The organism is Streptomyces asoensis (genome assembly GCF_016860545.1).
In the GTDB taxonomy this organism is placed as follows: domain Bacteria; phylum Actinomycetota; class Actinomycetes; order Streptomycetales; family Streptomycetaceae; genus Streptomyces; species Streptomyces asoensis.
Genome location: NZ_BNEB01000005.1, coordinates 2,218,382 through 2,234,779 on the forward strand (window position 1 = coordinate 2,218,382; position 16,398 = coordinate 2,234,779).

At 72.0% G+C, this 16,398-nt stretch carries 10 protein-coding genes; 2 read left to right on the plus strand and 8 right to left on the minus strand.

What is annotated here, in order from left to right; all coding sequences use genetic code 11:
• Positions 1-18 precede the first annotated feature (18 nt).
• On the minus strand, positions 19-588 hold the full coding sequence (gene nrdR / locus Saso_RS32470; protein ID WP_189927730.1) for a transcriptional regulator NrdR: 570 nt from the start codon (positions 586-588) through the stop codon (positions 19-21).
• A 588-nt stretch (positions 589-1,176) separates the two neighbouring features.
• Here nrdR and lexA point away from each other — a divergent pair.
• Positions 1,177-1,956, plus strand: coding sequence for a transcriptional repressor LexA (gene lexA, locus Saso_RS32475; RefSeq protein ID WP_057575372.1), 780 nt, complete (start codon positions 1,177-1,179; stop codon positions 1,954-1,956).
• A 328-nt stretch (positions 1,957-2,284) separates the two neighbouring features.
• Here the strand turns inward: lexA and Saso_RS32480 are convergent, their stop codons facing one another.
• The 4 genes from Saso_RS32480 to Saso_RS32495 all read right to left on the minus strand — a co-directional run bounded on the left by Saso_RS32480 (position 2,285) and on the right by Saso_RS32495 (position 9,031).
• Complete coding sequence (locus Saso_RS32480; protein ID WP_189927731.1) at positions 2,285-4,261, minus strand: ATP-dependent DNA helicase; 1,977 nt, start codon at positions 4,259-4,261, stop codon at positions 2,285-2,287.
• A gap of 166 nt (positions 4,262-4,427) precedes the next feature.
• Positions 4,428-5,261, minus strand: coding sequence for a GNAT family N-acetyltransferase (locus tag Saso_RS32485; RefSeq protein WP_189927782.1), 834 nt, complete (start codon positions 5,259-5,261; stop codon positions 4,428-4,430).
• Complete coding sequence (locus Saso_RS32490; RefSeq protein ID WP_372442522.1) at positions 5,156-7,150, minus strand: IucA/IucC family protein; 1,995 nt, start codon at positions 7,148-7,150, stop codon at positions 5,156-5,158. The genes Saso_RS32485 and Saso_RS32490 overlap by 106 nt, the downstream gene beginning before the upstream one ends.
• A 192-nt stretch (positions 7,151-7,342) precedes the next feature.
• Positions 7,343-9,031, minus strand: coding sequence for a diaminobutyrate--2-oxoglutarate transaminase family protein (locus Saso_RS32495; RefSeq protein ID WP_229901563.1), 1,689 nt, complete (start codon positions 9,029-9,031; stop codon positions 7,343-7,345).
• 506 nt (positions 9,032-9,537) lie between these two features.
• On the opposite strand from Saso_RS32495, the gene Saso_RS32500 reads away from it, so the two are divergent.
• The gene (locus Saso_RS32500; protein ID WP_189927734.1) at positions 9,538-10,761 is read left to right on the plus strand and encodes a trypsin-like serine peptidase; all 1,224 of its coding nucleotides are present in this window, start codon (positions 9,538-9,540) and stop codon (positions 10,759-10,761) included.
• 91 nt (positions 10,762-10,852) lie between these two features.
• On the opposite strand, the gene hflX is transcribed toward Saso_RS32500, so the two are convergent.
• The 3 genes from hflX to Saso_RS32515 form a co-directional block, all read right to left on the minus strand.
• A complete protein-coding gene (hflX, locus tag Saso_RS32505) occupies positions 10,853-12,346 on the minus strand; it encodes a GTPase HflX (RefSeq protein WP_189927735.1) in 1,494 nt (497 codons plus the stop codon).
• A 135-nt stretch (positions 12,347-12,481) separates the two neighbouring features.
• Complete coding sequence (locus Saso_RS32510; RefSeq protein WP_189927736.1) at positions 12,482-13,999, minus strand: M1 family metallopeptidase; 1,518 nt, start codon at positions 13,997-13,999, stop codon at positions 12,482-12,484.
• 143 nt (positions 14,000-14,142) lie between these two features.
• Positions 14,143-16,341, minus strand: coding sequence for a RelA/SpoT family protein (locus Saso_RS32515; protein ID WP_189927737.1), 2,199 nt, complete (start codon positions 16,339-16,341; stop codon positions 14,143-14,145).
• Positions 16,342-16,398 lie beyond the last annotated feature (57 nt).

The window sequence follows — 16,398 nt, forward strand, 5'->3', positions numbered from 1 at the left end:
CCGGTTCCGGCCCGCCGGTCAGTCGGCGGCTTGGGCGGGCTCGGGAACCCGCACGGCGTCGCCCGGCCCGCCTTCGTCTTCCCGGCTCCCCGTGACGACCCCTGCGTCGCCCTCGCGGTCTTCGTCGTCCGCGGCGAGGCGCGCCGTCTGGTCCCTGAGCTCCGCGATGGCCGCCTCGAAGTCCTCGAGCGAGTCGAACGCCCGGTAGACGGAGGCGAACCGCAGATAGGCGACGAGGTCGAGCTCCTGCAACGGGCCGAGTATGGCCAGCCCCACGTCGTGGGTGGTCAGCTCGGCGCTTCCGGTGGCCCGCACCGCCTCCTCGACCCGCTGGCCGAGCTGGGCCAGCGCGTCCTCTGTGACCGGCCGCCCCTGACATGCCTTGCGCACGCCGTTGATGACCTTGGTGCGACTGAAGGGCTCGGTGACCCCGGAGCGCTTCACCACCATGAGCGAGCACGTCTCCACGGTCGTGAAACGACGGGAGCAGTCAGGGCACTGGCGGCGCCTGCGGATCGACGTGCCGTCGTCCGTCGTACGGCTGTCGACCACACGGCTGTCGGGGTGCCTGCAGAAGGGGCAGTGCATGTACTCCAACCCTCCTCACAGCAGACTCAATGACCTCGTCGGGCCTCACGGGCCCCTCGAAGCAGCCCCAAGCATAGGCGATCCGCGAGCATCCGAAGACACCGGGGACCACAACTTCTGGGCCACTGATGCAATCCAACCACTACATATGGGGGCTGGGCCCATATGCCCAGGCTGTGTCGCGTGTCGCGCCACGGGGGCTCACCTCACGCTGTCCCGCCGTCACACCCAGCACCCGAAAACCACCCGTGCACGCGCGCATGCATCCGTACGCGCGCGATGGATACGGCGATACCGTGGGCGCCGCAGGGAGGACGAGTGGGACTCTCGCGCAGATCGCCGACCGCCACCCGGCCTCCGGCGCACCGGATGGCAGACTGGGGCCGCACCCCGCCGGGTCGTCCGTCCCGGAGGTGAAGAGTACAGCCGGCCCTGGCTCGTTGGCCGGACGGACAGCACGTCAGCGGATACACCCGGACACATGATCAAGTCAGGTTATCCACGCTTTTTCACTCGAACGTGTGTTTGGCGCAACCTTTCGAAAGCTACTACCGTTGTCCAGCAGGGAGACAATCGAGAGGGGCCGACGTGACCACCACCGCAGACAGCGCCACCATCACTGCCCAGGACCGCTCCCAGGGCCGACTCGAGCCGGTGCATGCGATGAACGAAGCCATGAACCCCGAGGGACACAAGCGCTCGCTGCCTGGCCGACCTCCAGGCATCCGCGCCGACAGCTCGGGACTCACCGACCGGCAGCGCCGGGTGATCGAGGTCATCAGGGACTCCGTACAGCGGCGCGGCTACCCGCCGTCGATGCGGGAGATCGGTCAGGCGGTCGGCCTGTCGAGCACGTCGTCGGTCGCGCACCAGTTGATGGCGTTGGAGCGCAAGGGTTTCCTGCGCCGCGACCCGCACCGGCCGCGCGCCTACGAGGTGCGCGGCTCCGACCAGGCCGCCTCCGTGCAGCCGACGGACACCGCCGGCAAGCCCGCCGCGTCGTACGTCCCCCTGGTCGGGCGGATCGCCGCCGGTGGCCCGATCCTCGCCGAGGAGTCGGTCGAGGACGTCTTCCCGCTCCCGAGGCAGCTCGTGGGTGACGGCGAGCTGTTCGTGCTCAAGGTCGTCGGCGACTCGATGATCGAAGCCGCGATCTGCGACGGCGACTGGGTCACCGTCCGCCGCCAGCCCGTCGCCGAGAACGGCGACATCGTGGCGGCGATGCTCGACGGCGAGGCCACCGTCAAGCGCTTCAAGCGGGAGGACGGCCATGTCTGGCTCCTCCCCCACAACGCGGCCTACGAGCCGATCCCGGGCGACGACGCGACGATTCTCGGCAAGGTGGTGGCGGTGCTCCGCCGCGTCTGAGCACGGCGGTGGAAGGGGCACCCGCCCGTCCACCCTCTGATCTGGGCCCCGGGATCCCTGCGCCGGTTCCGGGGCCCTGTGCTGCGCCCGATCGCTCGCGCGCAGGCTCACCGAAGAGGGGCTCCCGTGACCGGGCGGCCCCTCCTCTCACGCCCGAGCGCTGGACGCCGAGTACTCCAGGCCTCCGGGCCGCGCGCTGCACGTCGACTGCACCTCGACTGACTCTGGCCCCTCAGCAGCGCCCAGCCCTCCGGCTGCACCTGGCCCTCGCACGGCGCCCAGCCGTCCGACCGCCCCGTGCCTGCCCCGTTACTGCTCCTCGCTCTGTCTACTGCTCCTCGCTCTGTCTGGCCTGCGCGTCGATCGCGGCGAGTGATCTGCGGACCTGGTTGCGGTCCGTGGTGTACCAGAAGTCCGGCAGTGACGCCTTCAGATAGCTGCCGTAACGGGCCGTGGCCAGCCGCTGATCGAGTACGGCGACGACACCCTTGTCCCCCGACGCCCGTACCAGGCGCCCCGCGCCCTGGGCCATCAGCAGCGCCGCGTGGGTGGCGGCGACCGCCATGAAGCCGTTGCCGCCGGCCTCTTCCACCGCCTTCTGGCGTGCGCTCATCAGGGGGTCGTCGGGACGCGGGAACGGGATCTTGTCCATGACGACCAACTGACAGCTCGGCCCGGGGACGTCGACGCCCTGCCAGAGCGACAGCGTGCCGAAGAGGCAGGTCTTCGGATCCGCCGCAAAGTTCTTGATCAGCTCGCCGAGCGTCTCCTCGCCCTGGAGCAGGATGGGGAACTCGGGGACGCGGGTGCGCAGCTCCTCGGCGGCGAGCTGCGCGGCCCGCATGGAGGAGAACAGGCCGAGCGTGCGTCCGCCGGCCGCCTGGATCAGTTCGGTCAGCTCGTCCAGCATGTCGCCGCGATCGCCGTCCCGTGCGGGGCGCGCGAGGTGTTTGGCCACGTAGAGGATGCCCTGCTTCGGGTAGTCGAAGGGCGAACCGACGTCGATGCCCTTCCACTGCGGGACGTCCTCGCCCTCCGTGCCCTCCGGGGCGAGCCCCATCGAGGCGCCCACGCCGTTGAAGTCCCCGCCCAGTTTCAGGGTCGCCGAGGCCAGGGTCACGGAGCGGTCCGTGAAGAGCTTCTCCCGCAGCAGACCCGACACCGACATGGGCGCGACCCGCAGCGAGGCGCCGAACCGGTCGTGCCGCTCGTACCAGACGACATCCCACTCGGAACCGTTGACGATCCGCTCCGCGACGTCGTGCACGCTCTCCACGGACGCCAGGGCCTGCTTGCGGACCGCGTCCTCGTCCTGGACCGACTTGTCGCGGGTCGCGCCGATGGCCGAGATGACCGTCCGGGCGGCGTCGCGCAATGCCATCAGGGCGTACCCGAGGTCTTCCGGGATCTCCTCCAGACGGCCGGGCAGCGCCAGTTCCATGAGCCGCTCGAAGCCTTCGGCGGCGGTCTGGAGCTGGTCGGCCGCCTTCTCGTTCACCAGCTTCGCCGCCCTGCGTACGGCGCGGTTGACCTGGCCGGGGGTGAGCTCGCCGGTGGCCACGCCGGTGACCCGGGAGACCAGCTCATGAGCCTCGTCGACGATCAGGACCTCGTGCTGCGGAAGGACCGGAGCACCCTCGATGGCGTCGATGGCGAGCAGCGCGTGGTTGGTGACGACGACCTCGGCGAGCTTGGCGCGCTCACGGGCCAGCTCCGCGAAGCACTCGGCACCGTAGGCGCACTTGGTGGCTCCCAGACACTCCCTGGACGACACCGACACCTGGGCCCAGGCCCGGTCGGAGACGCCGGGCGTGAGGTCGTCCCGGTCACCGGACTCGGTCTCGTCCGACCAGTCCCGCAGCCGGAGCAGGTCCTGGCCCAGCTTGCTGGTCGGGGCGGCCGCCTCGAACTGGTCGAAGAGCCCCTCCTCCTCGTCCTGCGGGACACCTTCGTGCAGCCGGTGCAGGCACAGGTAGTTCGATCTGCCCTTGAGCATCGCGAACTCGGGGCGGCGGCGCAGCAGCGGGTGCAGCGCGTCGACCGTACGCGGCAGGTCCCGCTCCACGAGCTGGCGCTGGAGGGCCAGCGTGGCGGTCGCCACCACCACTCGCTCCCCGTGCGCGAGGGCGGGCACGAGGTAGCCGAGCGACTTACCGGTGCCGGTGCCGGCCTGGACCAGCAGATGGGAACCGTCGTCGATCGCTTCGGCGACGGCTTCGGCCATGGTCACCTGGCCGGGGCGCTCCGTGCCGCCGACAGCGGTGACGGCTGCGTGCAGGAGTTCGGGGAGAGAGGGCTTCGTCATAGCGCGACCACCCTACGGCTCGGCACTGACAAACGTGTGGTCCAGGCGGACGGGAGGGAGGGCATGAGGTCCGTGGGTCTCGGGGTGGTGGCGGGAAGGCCGGAAATCGGCGGGAACCGATCCGGCCCGCGAGGCGTTCCCTCTGTGACGACACGATCACTGATTGTCATGAGGGATCGTGCGGGACCCGGTCCCTGATCATGAGGGCGGCCCGTTTGGTGGGCAGGTCGACCTCGGCGAAGAACCGGAAGCCCGCACTCAGGAAGGAGGCGACGGACGGAATGTTGCGAAGGTCGGGTTCGGCGACGACGCGGGTACACAAAGGCCTCCTGTCGAGGACGAGGTCGGTGACGGCCGTGAGCAGACGGCTGCCCAGGCCTCGCCCGCGGTCGGTTTCGCCGCCGATGAGGAGGTGGATACCGGTGTCGTGGGGCCGGGCGGGATAGTGGCGAGCGAGCGGGTCGAGGTCCGCCCGGTAGACCTCCCAGTAGCTCATGGGCCGGCCGGCCAGCACGCCCAGGAAGGGGAGGCTGTGCCCGCCGTCGGCCCGTTGGCGACGCAGGTGTCGAGAGGTCCTCGACAGGGGTCCCGCCAGTTCCCAGTAGGCCGCCACGGCGGGGTCGTTCATCCACCGGCCGAGGAGTGGCAGGTCCCGCTCGACCTGCACGGGGACGAGACGGAACGGGCCTGCCGGAGTGGTGGCGGGCCCCCAGCCGTCGGGTCCGGTGAGCGGATCGGCCGTGCCGGGTGGTGTGCGGCTGTCGGCGTGGGTCTTAGCGGGAGGCACGGCGGGTCCTCTCAGCGGTCGGCCGGGGCACAGGGCTCGTCCCGCGAGTGCGGCGGGCGGGCACGCCTTCGGAGAAGGGGACGGGAGTTCTGGGCTGGATGAGGGTCCTAGGAGTGGAGGGGGTTGGCGATGGTGACGTAGACGGACTGGGTGTCCACCGGGCCGACGAGTTCGTCGAGGCCGTGCAGGCGGGTCAGCAGGTTGGCCTTGCAGCGCAGCCGGGGCGAGTCGAGCAGGCGGGCCGCCAGTGAACCGCGCAGCCGCCGGGGGCCACAGGCCGCGTCGGTCAGGAAGCGCCGGAACCCCGCGAGCAGGAGTCGCTCGTCCGCGAGCCGCTGGGACCCGAACGCGCCGATGAGTCCGAGCACGTTGTTGATCCCCAGGTAGTAGGCGAAGCGTTCGTCGGTGACATCGTCGGAGACGAAGGTGTCGCTGCGCCCGCCGATACCGGGCAGGCGGGCTTCGAGCTCCCCGCGGGCGGACTCGCGGAAGTAGTAGCCCTGGTTGTCGCGGTAGCGGCCGCCGCTGGGCCAGCCGTCGGAGTCCAGGAGGAGGAGGGTGTTCTGCTGGTGCGCCTCCAGGGCGATCCCCGCTTCACCGTCCAGCCACAGCACCGGCCGGACGACCTGTTCCAGATAGCGCAGGAACCACTCGGCGGCGACCGCGGACAGGGGGCGCCCCGTCCGTGCGGCGAGACGGGCGACGATCGCGGCAAGACGGGACCGCTGGACGCCGGCCGGGCCGGGCCGGGGTGCGACGAGACCGGCGACGCAGGACACGTCGTCGTCCGGCGCGAAGGGGTTGTGGCGGATCATCACGTCGAGGCCCGCCGACGGGCGGCCGTCGGCGCCGTCGACCGCGAGCCACGCCGGATCGCGGACGATGTCGAAGCCCGGATGGGCGGCGTGCCACTGCGCGGCCAGGCCGGCGCGCAGAAGACGGTGCACCTCGACGCCACGGTGCAGTTCTTTGCGGAGGTTCTCACGAAGGGAGTTGGTGATACGCAGCCCGAGCGACAGTTTGAGCATCGCGGGGGCACCCGGCCGGTAGAGGGTGCGCACCGAGGAGGTCGGGTGCCACGCGGGGCCGTGGGCGCCCAGGTCCCGCAGCAGTCCGGCGTCGAACAGCGCCTCCGCCTCTGGGCGGTGCCGCACCTCGCGCAGTTGCCAGGGGTGCGCCGGCAGAGCGGCGAACCCCTCCGGCAGCGGCAGCGGAGCGCCCGCGAGACGGGACGTCAGCCGGGCGGCGGGGACGGGACGGCCGCCCTCGGTCCAGGCGGAGTCGGCGGCGACCACGGAAGGATCGACGGCGAGCCAGTGGAGGGGGAAGGAGCCACGCGACTCCGGTGAGTAGAGGCGCGCCTCGCCGTCCGAAAGGCCTTCCCTGCTCTTCGGCGTCGGGTGCAGCGGGTGACCGAGCAGCAGGGCCTGTTCCGCGGCGAGGAACAGATCGGGCGCGTCGGCGGGGTTCGCTCGGCGTTCGGTGAGGAAGACCGCGGTCCGACGGACGGAGTCGGCCACGCGCGCGACGAGGTCGGTCCCTTCGGCGCGGTGCCGTGCGGTGACTCCGCCGTCCCGGTCCCCGTACCCGCCCCCGCCCCTGACCCGGTCCCCGCCCCCGTCACCGTCGCCGGACCGGTCCCCGTCCCCCCTCCCTTCGCCGTGTTCCTCGCTCCCTTCTCGGGCGCCCGGTTCACCGTGCCTGTCGGCCTGTGGTGTCTCGCGGGCGAGCAGAGCGGCGACCGTCACGGCGTCCGCGGGAGGGGACTGCTCGGGGGCGCTCGACAGACGAGGAAAGCCGAAGCGGTGCCAGCCGGTCGGGGACCAGTAGCGGACGGGGGCGAGCAAAGTGACGCCGCTGGCCGGCAACGGCACGCGGAGCACGCCGTCCGAGGGCTCGGACAGGCCTGCCTCGCGCACCCAGCAACGCAGAAGGTTCTCCACGGCCGCGGCCTGGGCGGCCGTGTGCGGGTCCGGGTCGTCCAGGAGTTCCCTCGTGACGCGGCGCGAGGGTTCGACAGGGTTTGGTGGCGGTGCGGCCTCCCCCTGCTGTCGGGGGGCCGGAGGCGTGAGGGAGGAGGACTGGTGGGAGGAGGTGGTCAAGGTGGTTCCTCGTGAAGTCATGGGGGCTGCCGCGAGCGGGTGGTGGCGCCGGGCACAGGCGCTCGCGGTACACGGGGGCGGAGCGTCCCGGCGGGGGGTGCCGGCCTGTGCCGACATCGGTGCCGTGGCCCTGGGCTCGGGCTTGGGCCTGGCCCGACTGGTTCGGTCGGGAGCGTGGGCGGGGGCTCGGGGCTACCGCGCCGGGTCGGCTTGGTCGCCCCGGAGTTCATCCGGCCCGGGCGCACGGCTCGACCGGCTCCGGACGGGATGCCGCTGTCGATGCCGGTCGCGGTCTTCGTACTGCCCGACCGGCTGGGTCCCGGTTGCGCTCGGAGGGGAGTACTGAGATCGGGTCGGGTCGGGAGGCGTGTGGTTCGCAGGGGGGATGTGGTCGCGGGAGGCCGCCGCGATCGCGTCCGCCAGCCGGTCCAGGACGGCGGAGGCCTGCTCGTCGGTGATCGTCAGGGGTGGCAGCAGGCGCACGACGCCGGAGTGGCGGGCGCCGAGTTCGACGATCAGCCCCCGTCGCAGGCACTCCCGCCGGACGGCGGCGGCGAGTTCGGGCGCCGGTGGTGGCGGTGGCCGGTGAGGCGTGCCCGCGCGGCCGTCGGCGCCGTCGGCCCGTACGCGGGGGTCGTCGAGGGAAGAGGGCGCCGTGACCCCCTCGGGCGTGCCCCTCTCGGGCGTGACTGCCTCGGGCGTGACCCGCGAGGTGGTGACCGCGTCAGGTCCGTGATCCGTCTCGGGGTCGACCATCTCGATCCCGATCATCAGCCCCCGTCCCCGCACGTCGCCCATGCCCGGGAAGTGATGGGCGAGGTCGCGGAGCCGGTCGAGCATATGGCTGCCGAGCGTGGCCGCGCGCTCCGCGAGGCCGTTCTCGCGGACGTGGGCGAGGGTGGCCGTGCCCGCGGCCATGGCGAGCTGGTTGCCGCGGAACGTGCCCGCGGGGGCGCCGGGCTGCCGGACGTCGAGGGCGTCGCGGTAGACGATGACGGCGAGCGGCAGGCTGCCTCCGATGGCCTTGGACAGCACCATCACGTCGGGGACGATCCCGCTGTGCTCCACCGCCCAGAAGGCACCGGTGCGGCCGACGCCCGTCTGCACCTCGTCGGCGATCAGCGGGACGGAGCGCTCGGCCGTGATCTGCCGCATCCGGCGCAACCAGGCGTCCGGTGCGGGGATCACCCCGCCTTCTCCCTGCACCGGTTCGAGGATCATGCCGGCCGGCTGCCGCACCCCGGATCCGGGATCGTCGAGGACGGACTCGGTCCAGCGCGCCGCGAGTTCGGCGCCGCGGTCGCCGCCGACACCGAACGGACAACGGTAGTCCTGCGGATAGGGCAGGCGGGCCACCCGCACGTCGGCGGCGCCGCCCGAGACTTCGAGGGAGCCGGCGGTCATGCCGTGACAGGCCCCGCTGAAGGCCAGCACTCCGGTGCGGCCGGTGGCGGCCCGGACCAGTTCGAGGGCGGCCTCCACGGCGTCCGTCCCGGCCGGTCCGCAGAACTGCACGCGCGCGTTGCCGGCCAGGCCGGGCGGCAGGGTGCGGAACAGCTCGGTGACGAAGGCGTCCTTGACGGGGGTGGCGAGGTCGAGGACGTGCAGGGGCGCGCCCGAGTCGAGGACCTTGCGGATGGCCTCCAGCACGACGGGGTGGTTGTGGCCGAGCGCGAGGGTTCCCGCTCCGGAGAGGCAGTCCAGGTAGCGGCGGCCGTCCGCGCCCTCGATGGTCAGCCCGCGTGCCCGTACCGGCACGATCGGGAGGGCACGCGCGTAGGTGCGGGCCGCCGACTCGCGCGCCGACTGGCCGCGCAGGATGCCTTCGTGGGTGCTCCTGACGCTCCTGCGGCCGCTCGCACTGGATGACTCGGTGACCAGGACTCCCGTGGTGCGGGGGGCGTCGCCGCGGGCTCCGTCGGGTCGGGCCCGGTGGGTGGGCCCCGCTGGGGCCCCTTCGGGCGCTGGCTCGGTAGCGGCCACGGCTCCCCCTGTCCTCCCGCCGGTCGGAGGGCGGGCACACGCACCGGCCTCCGTCGCTACCAACACCGGAGGGCCGCGCCGGTTACGGTTACGGGTCGTCACGGGATTGACCCCGCCCGTGTTCCGGTCCGCGGGCTCCTCGTCCGGCTGCGCATTCTTCGTGTGGATCCGGTGTGGAACAGCGGCTCCGTTGTGTCGCTTTCCCCCTCCTGTCCCGGTCCGGGCGGCGGTCTGTGGCGGAACAGTTGCCATACGGTCGGGAGTCCCCCGCAACGACCGCATATCGTGTGGTGGCATCACACACGGCCGTGAGAACCGCTTGAACTCGGTGTGAGTTCACGATGAGTCACCCTCCGCGGGGCGGCCGGTGCCTCAAGTTCGTTGACAGCAGGGGGAGTCAGACCATGCGATCCATACGGCCGTCGTCCACCGCTCGCCGGGGGAGGAACGCGCGCCGCCGAACCTCCCCCGTGCTGGGCGCCTTGGCCCTCGCCTCGGTGCTCGCGCTCACCGCGACCGCCTGCGACTCGGGCGGCGCCGACACGGACGACCGGGCCGCCGCGACGGCGTCGACCGGCAGCGACGGCAAGATCACGATCCCCGACGACATCAAGGACCGGCTCAAAGAGCACGGGATCGACCTCGACAAGTGGAAGAACGGCGCCTGGAAGAACTGGGACAGGGACGACTGGCTGCGTGAGGCGCAGGACTACGTCAACCCGATCATCAAGGGTCTGTGGGACCCGGACCGGATGCGGGAGGCCGAGGACCCGGACCGCAGCGTCGACGAGAACGACCTGTCCGGCGACCAAGGCGTGACCGACCCGACGCCGCAGGCGGTGGAGGCGAAGGCCGTCGAGCCGTCGTACCACGAGAACGCCGCCGAGGCGGGCAAGGTGTTCTTCGACTCCCCCGAGGGCACCATGGTCTGCTCGGCCACCGTCGTGAAGGACCCGGCCCACCCCGGAAAGTCCAACCTGGTGTGGACGGCGGGCCACTGCGTGCACGCGGGCAAGGGCGGCGGCTGGTACCGCAACATCGCGTTCGTGCCGTCGTACAACGACTCGGGCAAGTCCGCCGAGCAGCTGGAGACCGCGACCAAGGAGGAAGCGGCTCCGTACGGTGTGTGGTGGGGGGACTGGACGAAGACCTCCGACCAGTGGATCGCGCAGGGCGGGCAGACCGGTGGTGACGGCGCCTCGTACGACTACGCCGTCATCCATGTGACGCCGGAGGAGGGCGGTTCGGGCAAGTCGCTGGAGGAGACCGTCGGTGCGGCGCTCCCCGTGAACTTCAACGCGCCCGCCGTGCCGAAGGTGAAGAGCATCACCGCGACCGGCTACCCGGCGGCGGCGCCCTACGACGGGCAGAAGCTCTACCAGTGCCAGGACAAGCCGGGGCGGTTCTCGCTCAGTTCCACGGACCCCACGATGTACCGCATCGGCTGCACGATGACCGGTGGGTCGTCGGGCGGCGGCTGGGTCGCGACGGGGTCGGACGGCAAGCCGTCGCTGGTGTCCAACACCTCGATCGGCCCGGTGCGCGCGGGCTGGCTGGCCGGGCCGCGGCTCGGTCCGGTGGCCAAGGGTGTGTACGACTCGGTGAGTGACAAGTTCGCCGGTCGGTAGGCCGGCCGACGGACGGCGTGCTCACGACGGAGGCCCGCTCCCTGCGGTGTGCAGGGAGCGGGCCTCCGGGCGTTCAGCGGGTCACGCCGGCTCAGGCGAGCGGAGCCGGCACGTACGGCGCGAGGTCCGCGGCCAGTTCCTCGTGCACCCGCACCTTCAGCAGGGTGCCCTCCGCGGTGTGCTCCTCGGAGATCACCTCGCCCTCGGTGTGGGCGCGGGCGACCAGGCTTCCGTGGGTGTACGGCACGAGTGCCTCCACCTCGACGGACGGCCTGGGCAGCTCGTTGTCGATGAGCGCGAGCAGTTCGTCGATGCCCTGGCCGGTGCGGGCCGAGACCGCGATGGAGCGCTTCTCGATCCGCATCAGCCGCTGGAGCGTCAGCGGGTCGGCCGCGTCCGCCTTGTTGATCACGACGATCTCGGGCACATCGGTGGCGCCGACGTCCCGGACCACCTCGCGCACGGCGGCGAGCTGCTCCTCCGGGTTCGGGTGCGAGCCGTCCACCACGTGCAGGATCAGGTCGGACTCGCCGACCTCCTCCATGGTGGAGCGGAACGCCTCGACCAGGTGGTGCGGAAGGTGCCGTACGAAACCGACCGTGTCCGCCAGCGTGTAGAGGCGGCCGCTCGGGGTCTCGGCGCGGCGCACGGTCGGGTCCAGGGTCGCGAACAGAGCGTTCTCGACCAGGACTCCGGCGCCCGTGAGGCGGTTGAGCAGGGACGACTTGCCGGCGTTGGTGTAGCCCGCGATGGCGACCGACGGGACCTTGTGACGCTTGCGCTCCTGGCGCTTGATGTCACGGCCGGTCTTCATCTCCGCGATCTCCCGGCGCATCTTCGCCATCTTCTCGCGGATCCGTCGCCGGTCGGTCTCGATCTTGGTCTCACCGGGGCCACGGGTGGCGAGGCCGCCGCCCGAGCCGCCGCCCATCTGCCGGGACAGCGACTGGCCCCAGCCGCGCAGCCTCGGCAGCATGTACTGCATCTGCGCGAGCGCGACCTGCGCCTTGCCCTCCCGGGACTTGGCGTGCTGGGCGAAGATGTCGAGGATCAGGGCCGTACGGTCGATGACCTTGACCTTGACGACGTCCTCGAGGTGGATCAGCTGGCCGGGGCTGAGTTCACCGTCGCAGATGACGGTGTCCGCGCCCGTCTCGAGCACGATGTCGCGCAGCTCCGCGGCCTTGCCGGAGCCGATGTAGGTGGCCGCGTCGGGCTTGTCGCGGCGCTGGATGACGCCGTCGAGCACGAGCGCGCCCGCCGTCTCCGCGAGGGCGGCCAGCTCCGCGAGGGAGTTGTCCGCCTCCTGTGCGGTCCCGGTGGTCCAGACGCCGACGAGCACGACCCGCTCCAGACGGAGCTGGCGGTACTCGACCTCGGTGACGTCCTCGAGCTCGGTGGAGAGGCCGGCCACGCGGCGCAGGGCCGCGCGCTCGGAGCGGTCGAACTGGTCGCCGTCCCGGTCTCCGTCGATCTCGTGGCTCCAGGCGACGTCCTCTTCCATCAGGGCATCGGCCCGGAGACCGTCGGGGTAGGCGTGCGCAACGCGCTGGGTGTCCTGGGAAGGGGAAGAAGAGGAGGTCATTGGGTCCTTACGTCGTTGGATGCCGGTACGGCTGCCTTCTTGGTGGACAACGCACGAGTACCCCGGGAGATTCCCGTGTCCCGTGCCGCGCCGGCCTCACGATGGTCGCACGGTACGGCCCGTCTCGTCACGGCCTTATTCCGCGGACCGCCGGGCGGGCGGGGCGACCTTGGGTACCGCCTTCGGTTCGCCCTTCGCGGCCGGCGGCGCCTGCTTCCAGTCCGGGTGCCCGGGCATCGTCGGGGTCTTCGCGCCGTACAGCCAGTCCTTGAAGAACCGGGTCAGATCACGTCCGGAGATCTCCTGGGCGAGGCGCTCGAAGTCCGCCGTGCTCGCCGTGGCGTCGCGGTGGTTGTGGACCCACGCCCGCTCCAGGTGCTCGAACGCGGCCCGGCCGATCTCCTGGCGCAGGGCGTAGAGGACGAGGGCCGCGCCGTCGTAGACGTTGGGCCGGAAGATGCTGATCTTCTGGCCGGGGTTGGGTGCCTTGGGCGACGCCGGCGGCCCACCCGAGGCGCGCCAGCGGTCCGAGGCGCCGTAGGCAGCCTTCATCCGCGCTTCGAGGGTGTGCCCGCCGCCGCCCTTCTCCTCGGCGTACAGCGCCTCGTACCAGGTGGCGTGCCCCTCGTTGAGCCAGAGGTCGGACCACGTGCGCGGGCTGACGCTGTCGCCGAACCACTGGTGGGACAGCTCGTGCACCATGATCGACTCGACGTACCACTTGGGGTAGGCGGGCTCGGTGAACAGGTCCTTCTCGAAGAGCGAGAGCGTCTGTGTCTCCAGCTCGAACCCGGTGGAGGCGTCGGCCATCAGCAGGCCGTACGTCTCGAAGGGGTAGGGGCCGACCTTGCCCTCCATCCAGGCGATCTGGGCAGGGGTCTTCTTCAGCCACGGTTCGAGGGCCGCGCGGTCCTTGGTGGGCACGACGTCCCGGACGGGCAGGGCGTGCGGTCCCTCGCGGTGGACGACCGTGGACCGGCCGATGGACACCTGGGCCAGCTCGGTGGCCATGGGGTGCTGGGTGCGGTAGGTCCAGGTCGTCGACCCGCCGGCGCGTGCGACACCGGTCGGCAGGCCGTTCGCCACGGCCGTGTAGGCGTCGGGCGCGGTGACACGGATGGTGAACATCGCCTTGTCGGACGGGTGGTCGTTGCACGGGAAGACGAGGTGCGCGGCGTCCGCCTGGTTGGCCATGGCGAGCCCGTCGGCCGTCTTCACCCAGCCGCCGTCCTGGCCGTCGGCGCTCACCGGGTCGCTGGTGTGCCGCACGGTGATCCGCACCCAGCTGCCCGCGGGCAGGGACTTCTGCGGGGTGACCACCAGGTCGTCCCCTGCACTGGCGAAGGCGGCGGTCGCGCCGTTCACCTCGACCGACTCGACCTTGCCGTGGGCGAAGTCGAGGTTGATGCGGTCCAGGTCGGTCGTGGTCCAGGCGTCGATGGTGGTCACCGCCTGGAGGGGTTTGTCGTTGGCGCCGCCATAGACGAGGGCCAGGTCGTAGGAGGCGACGTCGTACCCGGGATTGCCCAGGTACGGGAAGAGGCGGTCGCCGACGCCGAGCGGGACCGCCGGGGCGCTCGCGGCGAGGAGGCAGACGGAGACGGCCGAGGCGAGGAGCGCCGATTTCAGCCGGGCGCGAGGGGTGAGCAGCATGGACCACCGCTACCAGCGCGCATGTCCGCCGCGTCGGCGACGCGCCTCCGGCCCACTCGAACGGGTTGCGCACGCGCGTGTGCGGAGCGCGCGACCGGCGGCGCGGCTCACGCGCGCGTGGGCCGTGGTCACGCCGGTTCCGCTCAGGCCTGCGCGTGGTGCTGGGCGCGGCCCACGTCGTAGACGCCGGGTACGTTCCGCATGGCGCGCATGAGGGTGGGCAGGTGGCCGGCGTCCGGGAGCTGCACGGTGTACGTGTGGCGTACCCGCTGCTCGGTCGGCGGCTCGACGGTCGCGGAGACGATCTCGGCGCCCTCCAGCGCCATCGCCTCGGTGAGGTCGGCGAGCAGGTGCGGCCGGCCGAACGATTCGGCGACCAGGGTGACCCGGCAGCCGGTGGTGTCGCCCCAGCTCACGTCCACTTCCGCGCGCCCGGCGCCCGCCATGCGCGCCACCGCGGCGCACTCGGTGCGGTGCACGGTGACCACTCCCCCGCGTACCGCGAAGCCGGTGATGTCGTCCAGGGGGACGGGCGTGCAGCAGCCGGCGAGCCGGGCGCCCGCGCCGGGGCGGCCGACGACGGTGACCGCGGCGCCGGGCCGGGGCGCGGGCGGGACCGTCGCGGGGGCGCTCTCCGCGGAGGTGCCCGTCCCCGGGGTGTGGGCCGCTGATCCGGCGGTCGCCCCGGTGGGCCTGGCGGGCGCGGGGTCCTCGGCCGCGCCGGGGCCGACCTGCTCGGTTGGGGCCGGGTGGGTGGCCAGCCAGCGCTGGATCGCGATCCGGGCGGCGGGCGTGTGCGCGTGCTCCAGCCATTCCCTGGAGGGCTCCGACGCGGGGTCCTGACCCATGAGGAGCTGGACGGTGTCGCCGTCCTTCAGGACGGTGCTGAGGGTCGCCAGACGGCCGTTCACCCGGGCGCCGATACAGGCGTGGGCGTCCTCGCCGTACTGCGCGTACGCGGCGTCGACGCAGGTGGCTCCGTCGGGCAGGCCGAGGGTGCCGCCGTCGGGGCGGAAGACGGTGATCTCGCGGTCCTGGGCGAGGTCCTCGCGCAGGGTGGACCAGAAGGTGTCGGGGTCGGGCGCGGCCTCCTGCCAGTCCAGCAGGCGGGAGAGCCACCCGGGCCGGGTGGGGTCGACGCGCTCCTCGTCGGCGCCGCCGCGGGTCTGCTCCTCCGCGGAACCGGTGTAGGGATTGCCCAGCGCGATGACGCCGGCCTCGGCGACCTTGTGCATCTGGTGGGTGCGGATGAGGACCTCGGCGACCTGGCCGTCCTCGCGGGCGACCGCGGTGTGCAGCGACTGGTACAGGTTGAACTTGGGGACGGCGATGAAGTCCTTGAACTCCGAGACGACCGGGGTCATACAGGTGTGCAGTTCGCCCAGGACGGCGTAACAGTCCGCGTCCTCGTTCACCAGCACCAGCAGCCGGCCGAAGTCGGCGCCCCGCATGCGGCCCCGTTTGCGGGAGGCGCGGTGCACGGAGACGAAGTGGCGTGGCCGGATGAGGACTTCGGCCTGGATGTCGGCGTCGCGCAGGACCGTGCGCATCGCCTCGGCGAACTCGGCGAGGGGGTCGTCCGCGCGGGAGGCGTTGTCGACGATCAGTTCGCGGGTGTGCTCGTACTCCTCGGGGTGGAGGATGGCGAAGACGAGATCCTCGAGCTCGGTCTTGAGCGCCTGGACACCGAGGCGTTCGGCGAGCGGGATGAGGACGTCGCGCGTGACCTTGGCGATGCGTTCCTGCTTCTCGGGGCGCATCACCCCGAGGGTGCGCATGTTGTGCAGCCGGTCGGCGAGTTTGATCGACATCACGCGGACGTCGTTGCCGGTGGCGACGAGCATCTTGCGGAAGGTCTCGGGCTCGGCGGCGGCCCCGTAGTCGACCTTCTCCAGCTTGGTGACGCCGTCGACGAGATAGCGCACCTCCGCGCCGAACTGCTCGCCGACCTGATCCAGCGTCACGTCGGTGTCCTCGACGGTGTCGTGGAGCAGCGAGGCGGTCAGGGCGGTGGTCTCCGCGCCCAGTTCGGCGAGGATCAGGGTCACGGCGAGCGGGTGCGTGATGTAGGGCTCGCCGCTCTTGCGCATCTGGCCGCGGTGCGAGGACTCGGCGAGCACGTAGGCGCGGTGCAGCGGTTCGAGGTCGGCGTCGGGGTGGTGGGCGCGATGGGCCTCGACCACGTGTCCGATCGCGTCGGGCAGCCGGCCGCGGGAGGCGGGGCCGAGCAGCGCGGCCCGGCCGAGGCGACGCAGGTCGATCCGGGGGCGACTGCGCCTGCGGGGCGCTGAAGGCACTACCGGGCCTGGGGTCGCGGCGGGGTTCGTGGCCTCCGCACTCATGGGCACCTCCGGCTGCGTGGACCGGCGGACGGGGTGTCCCAAGGCGGACACGGCTCA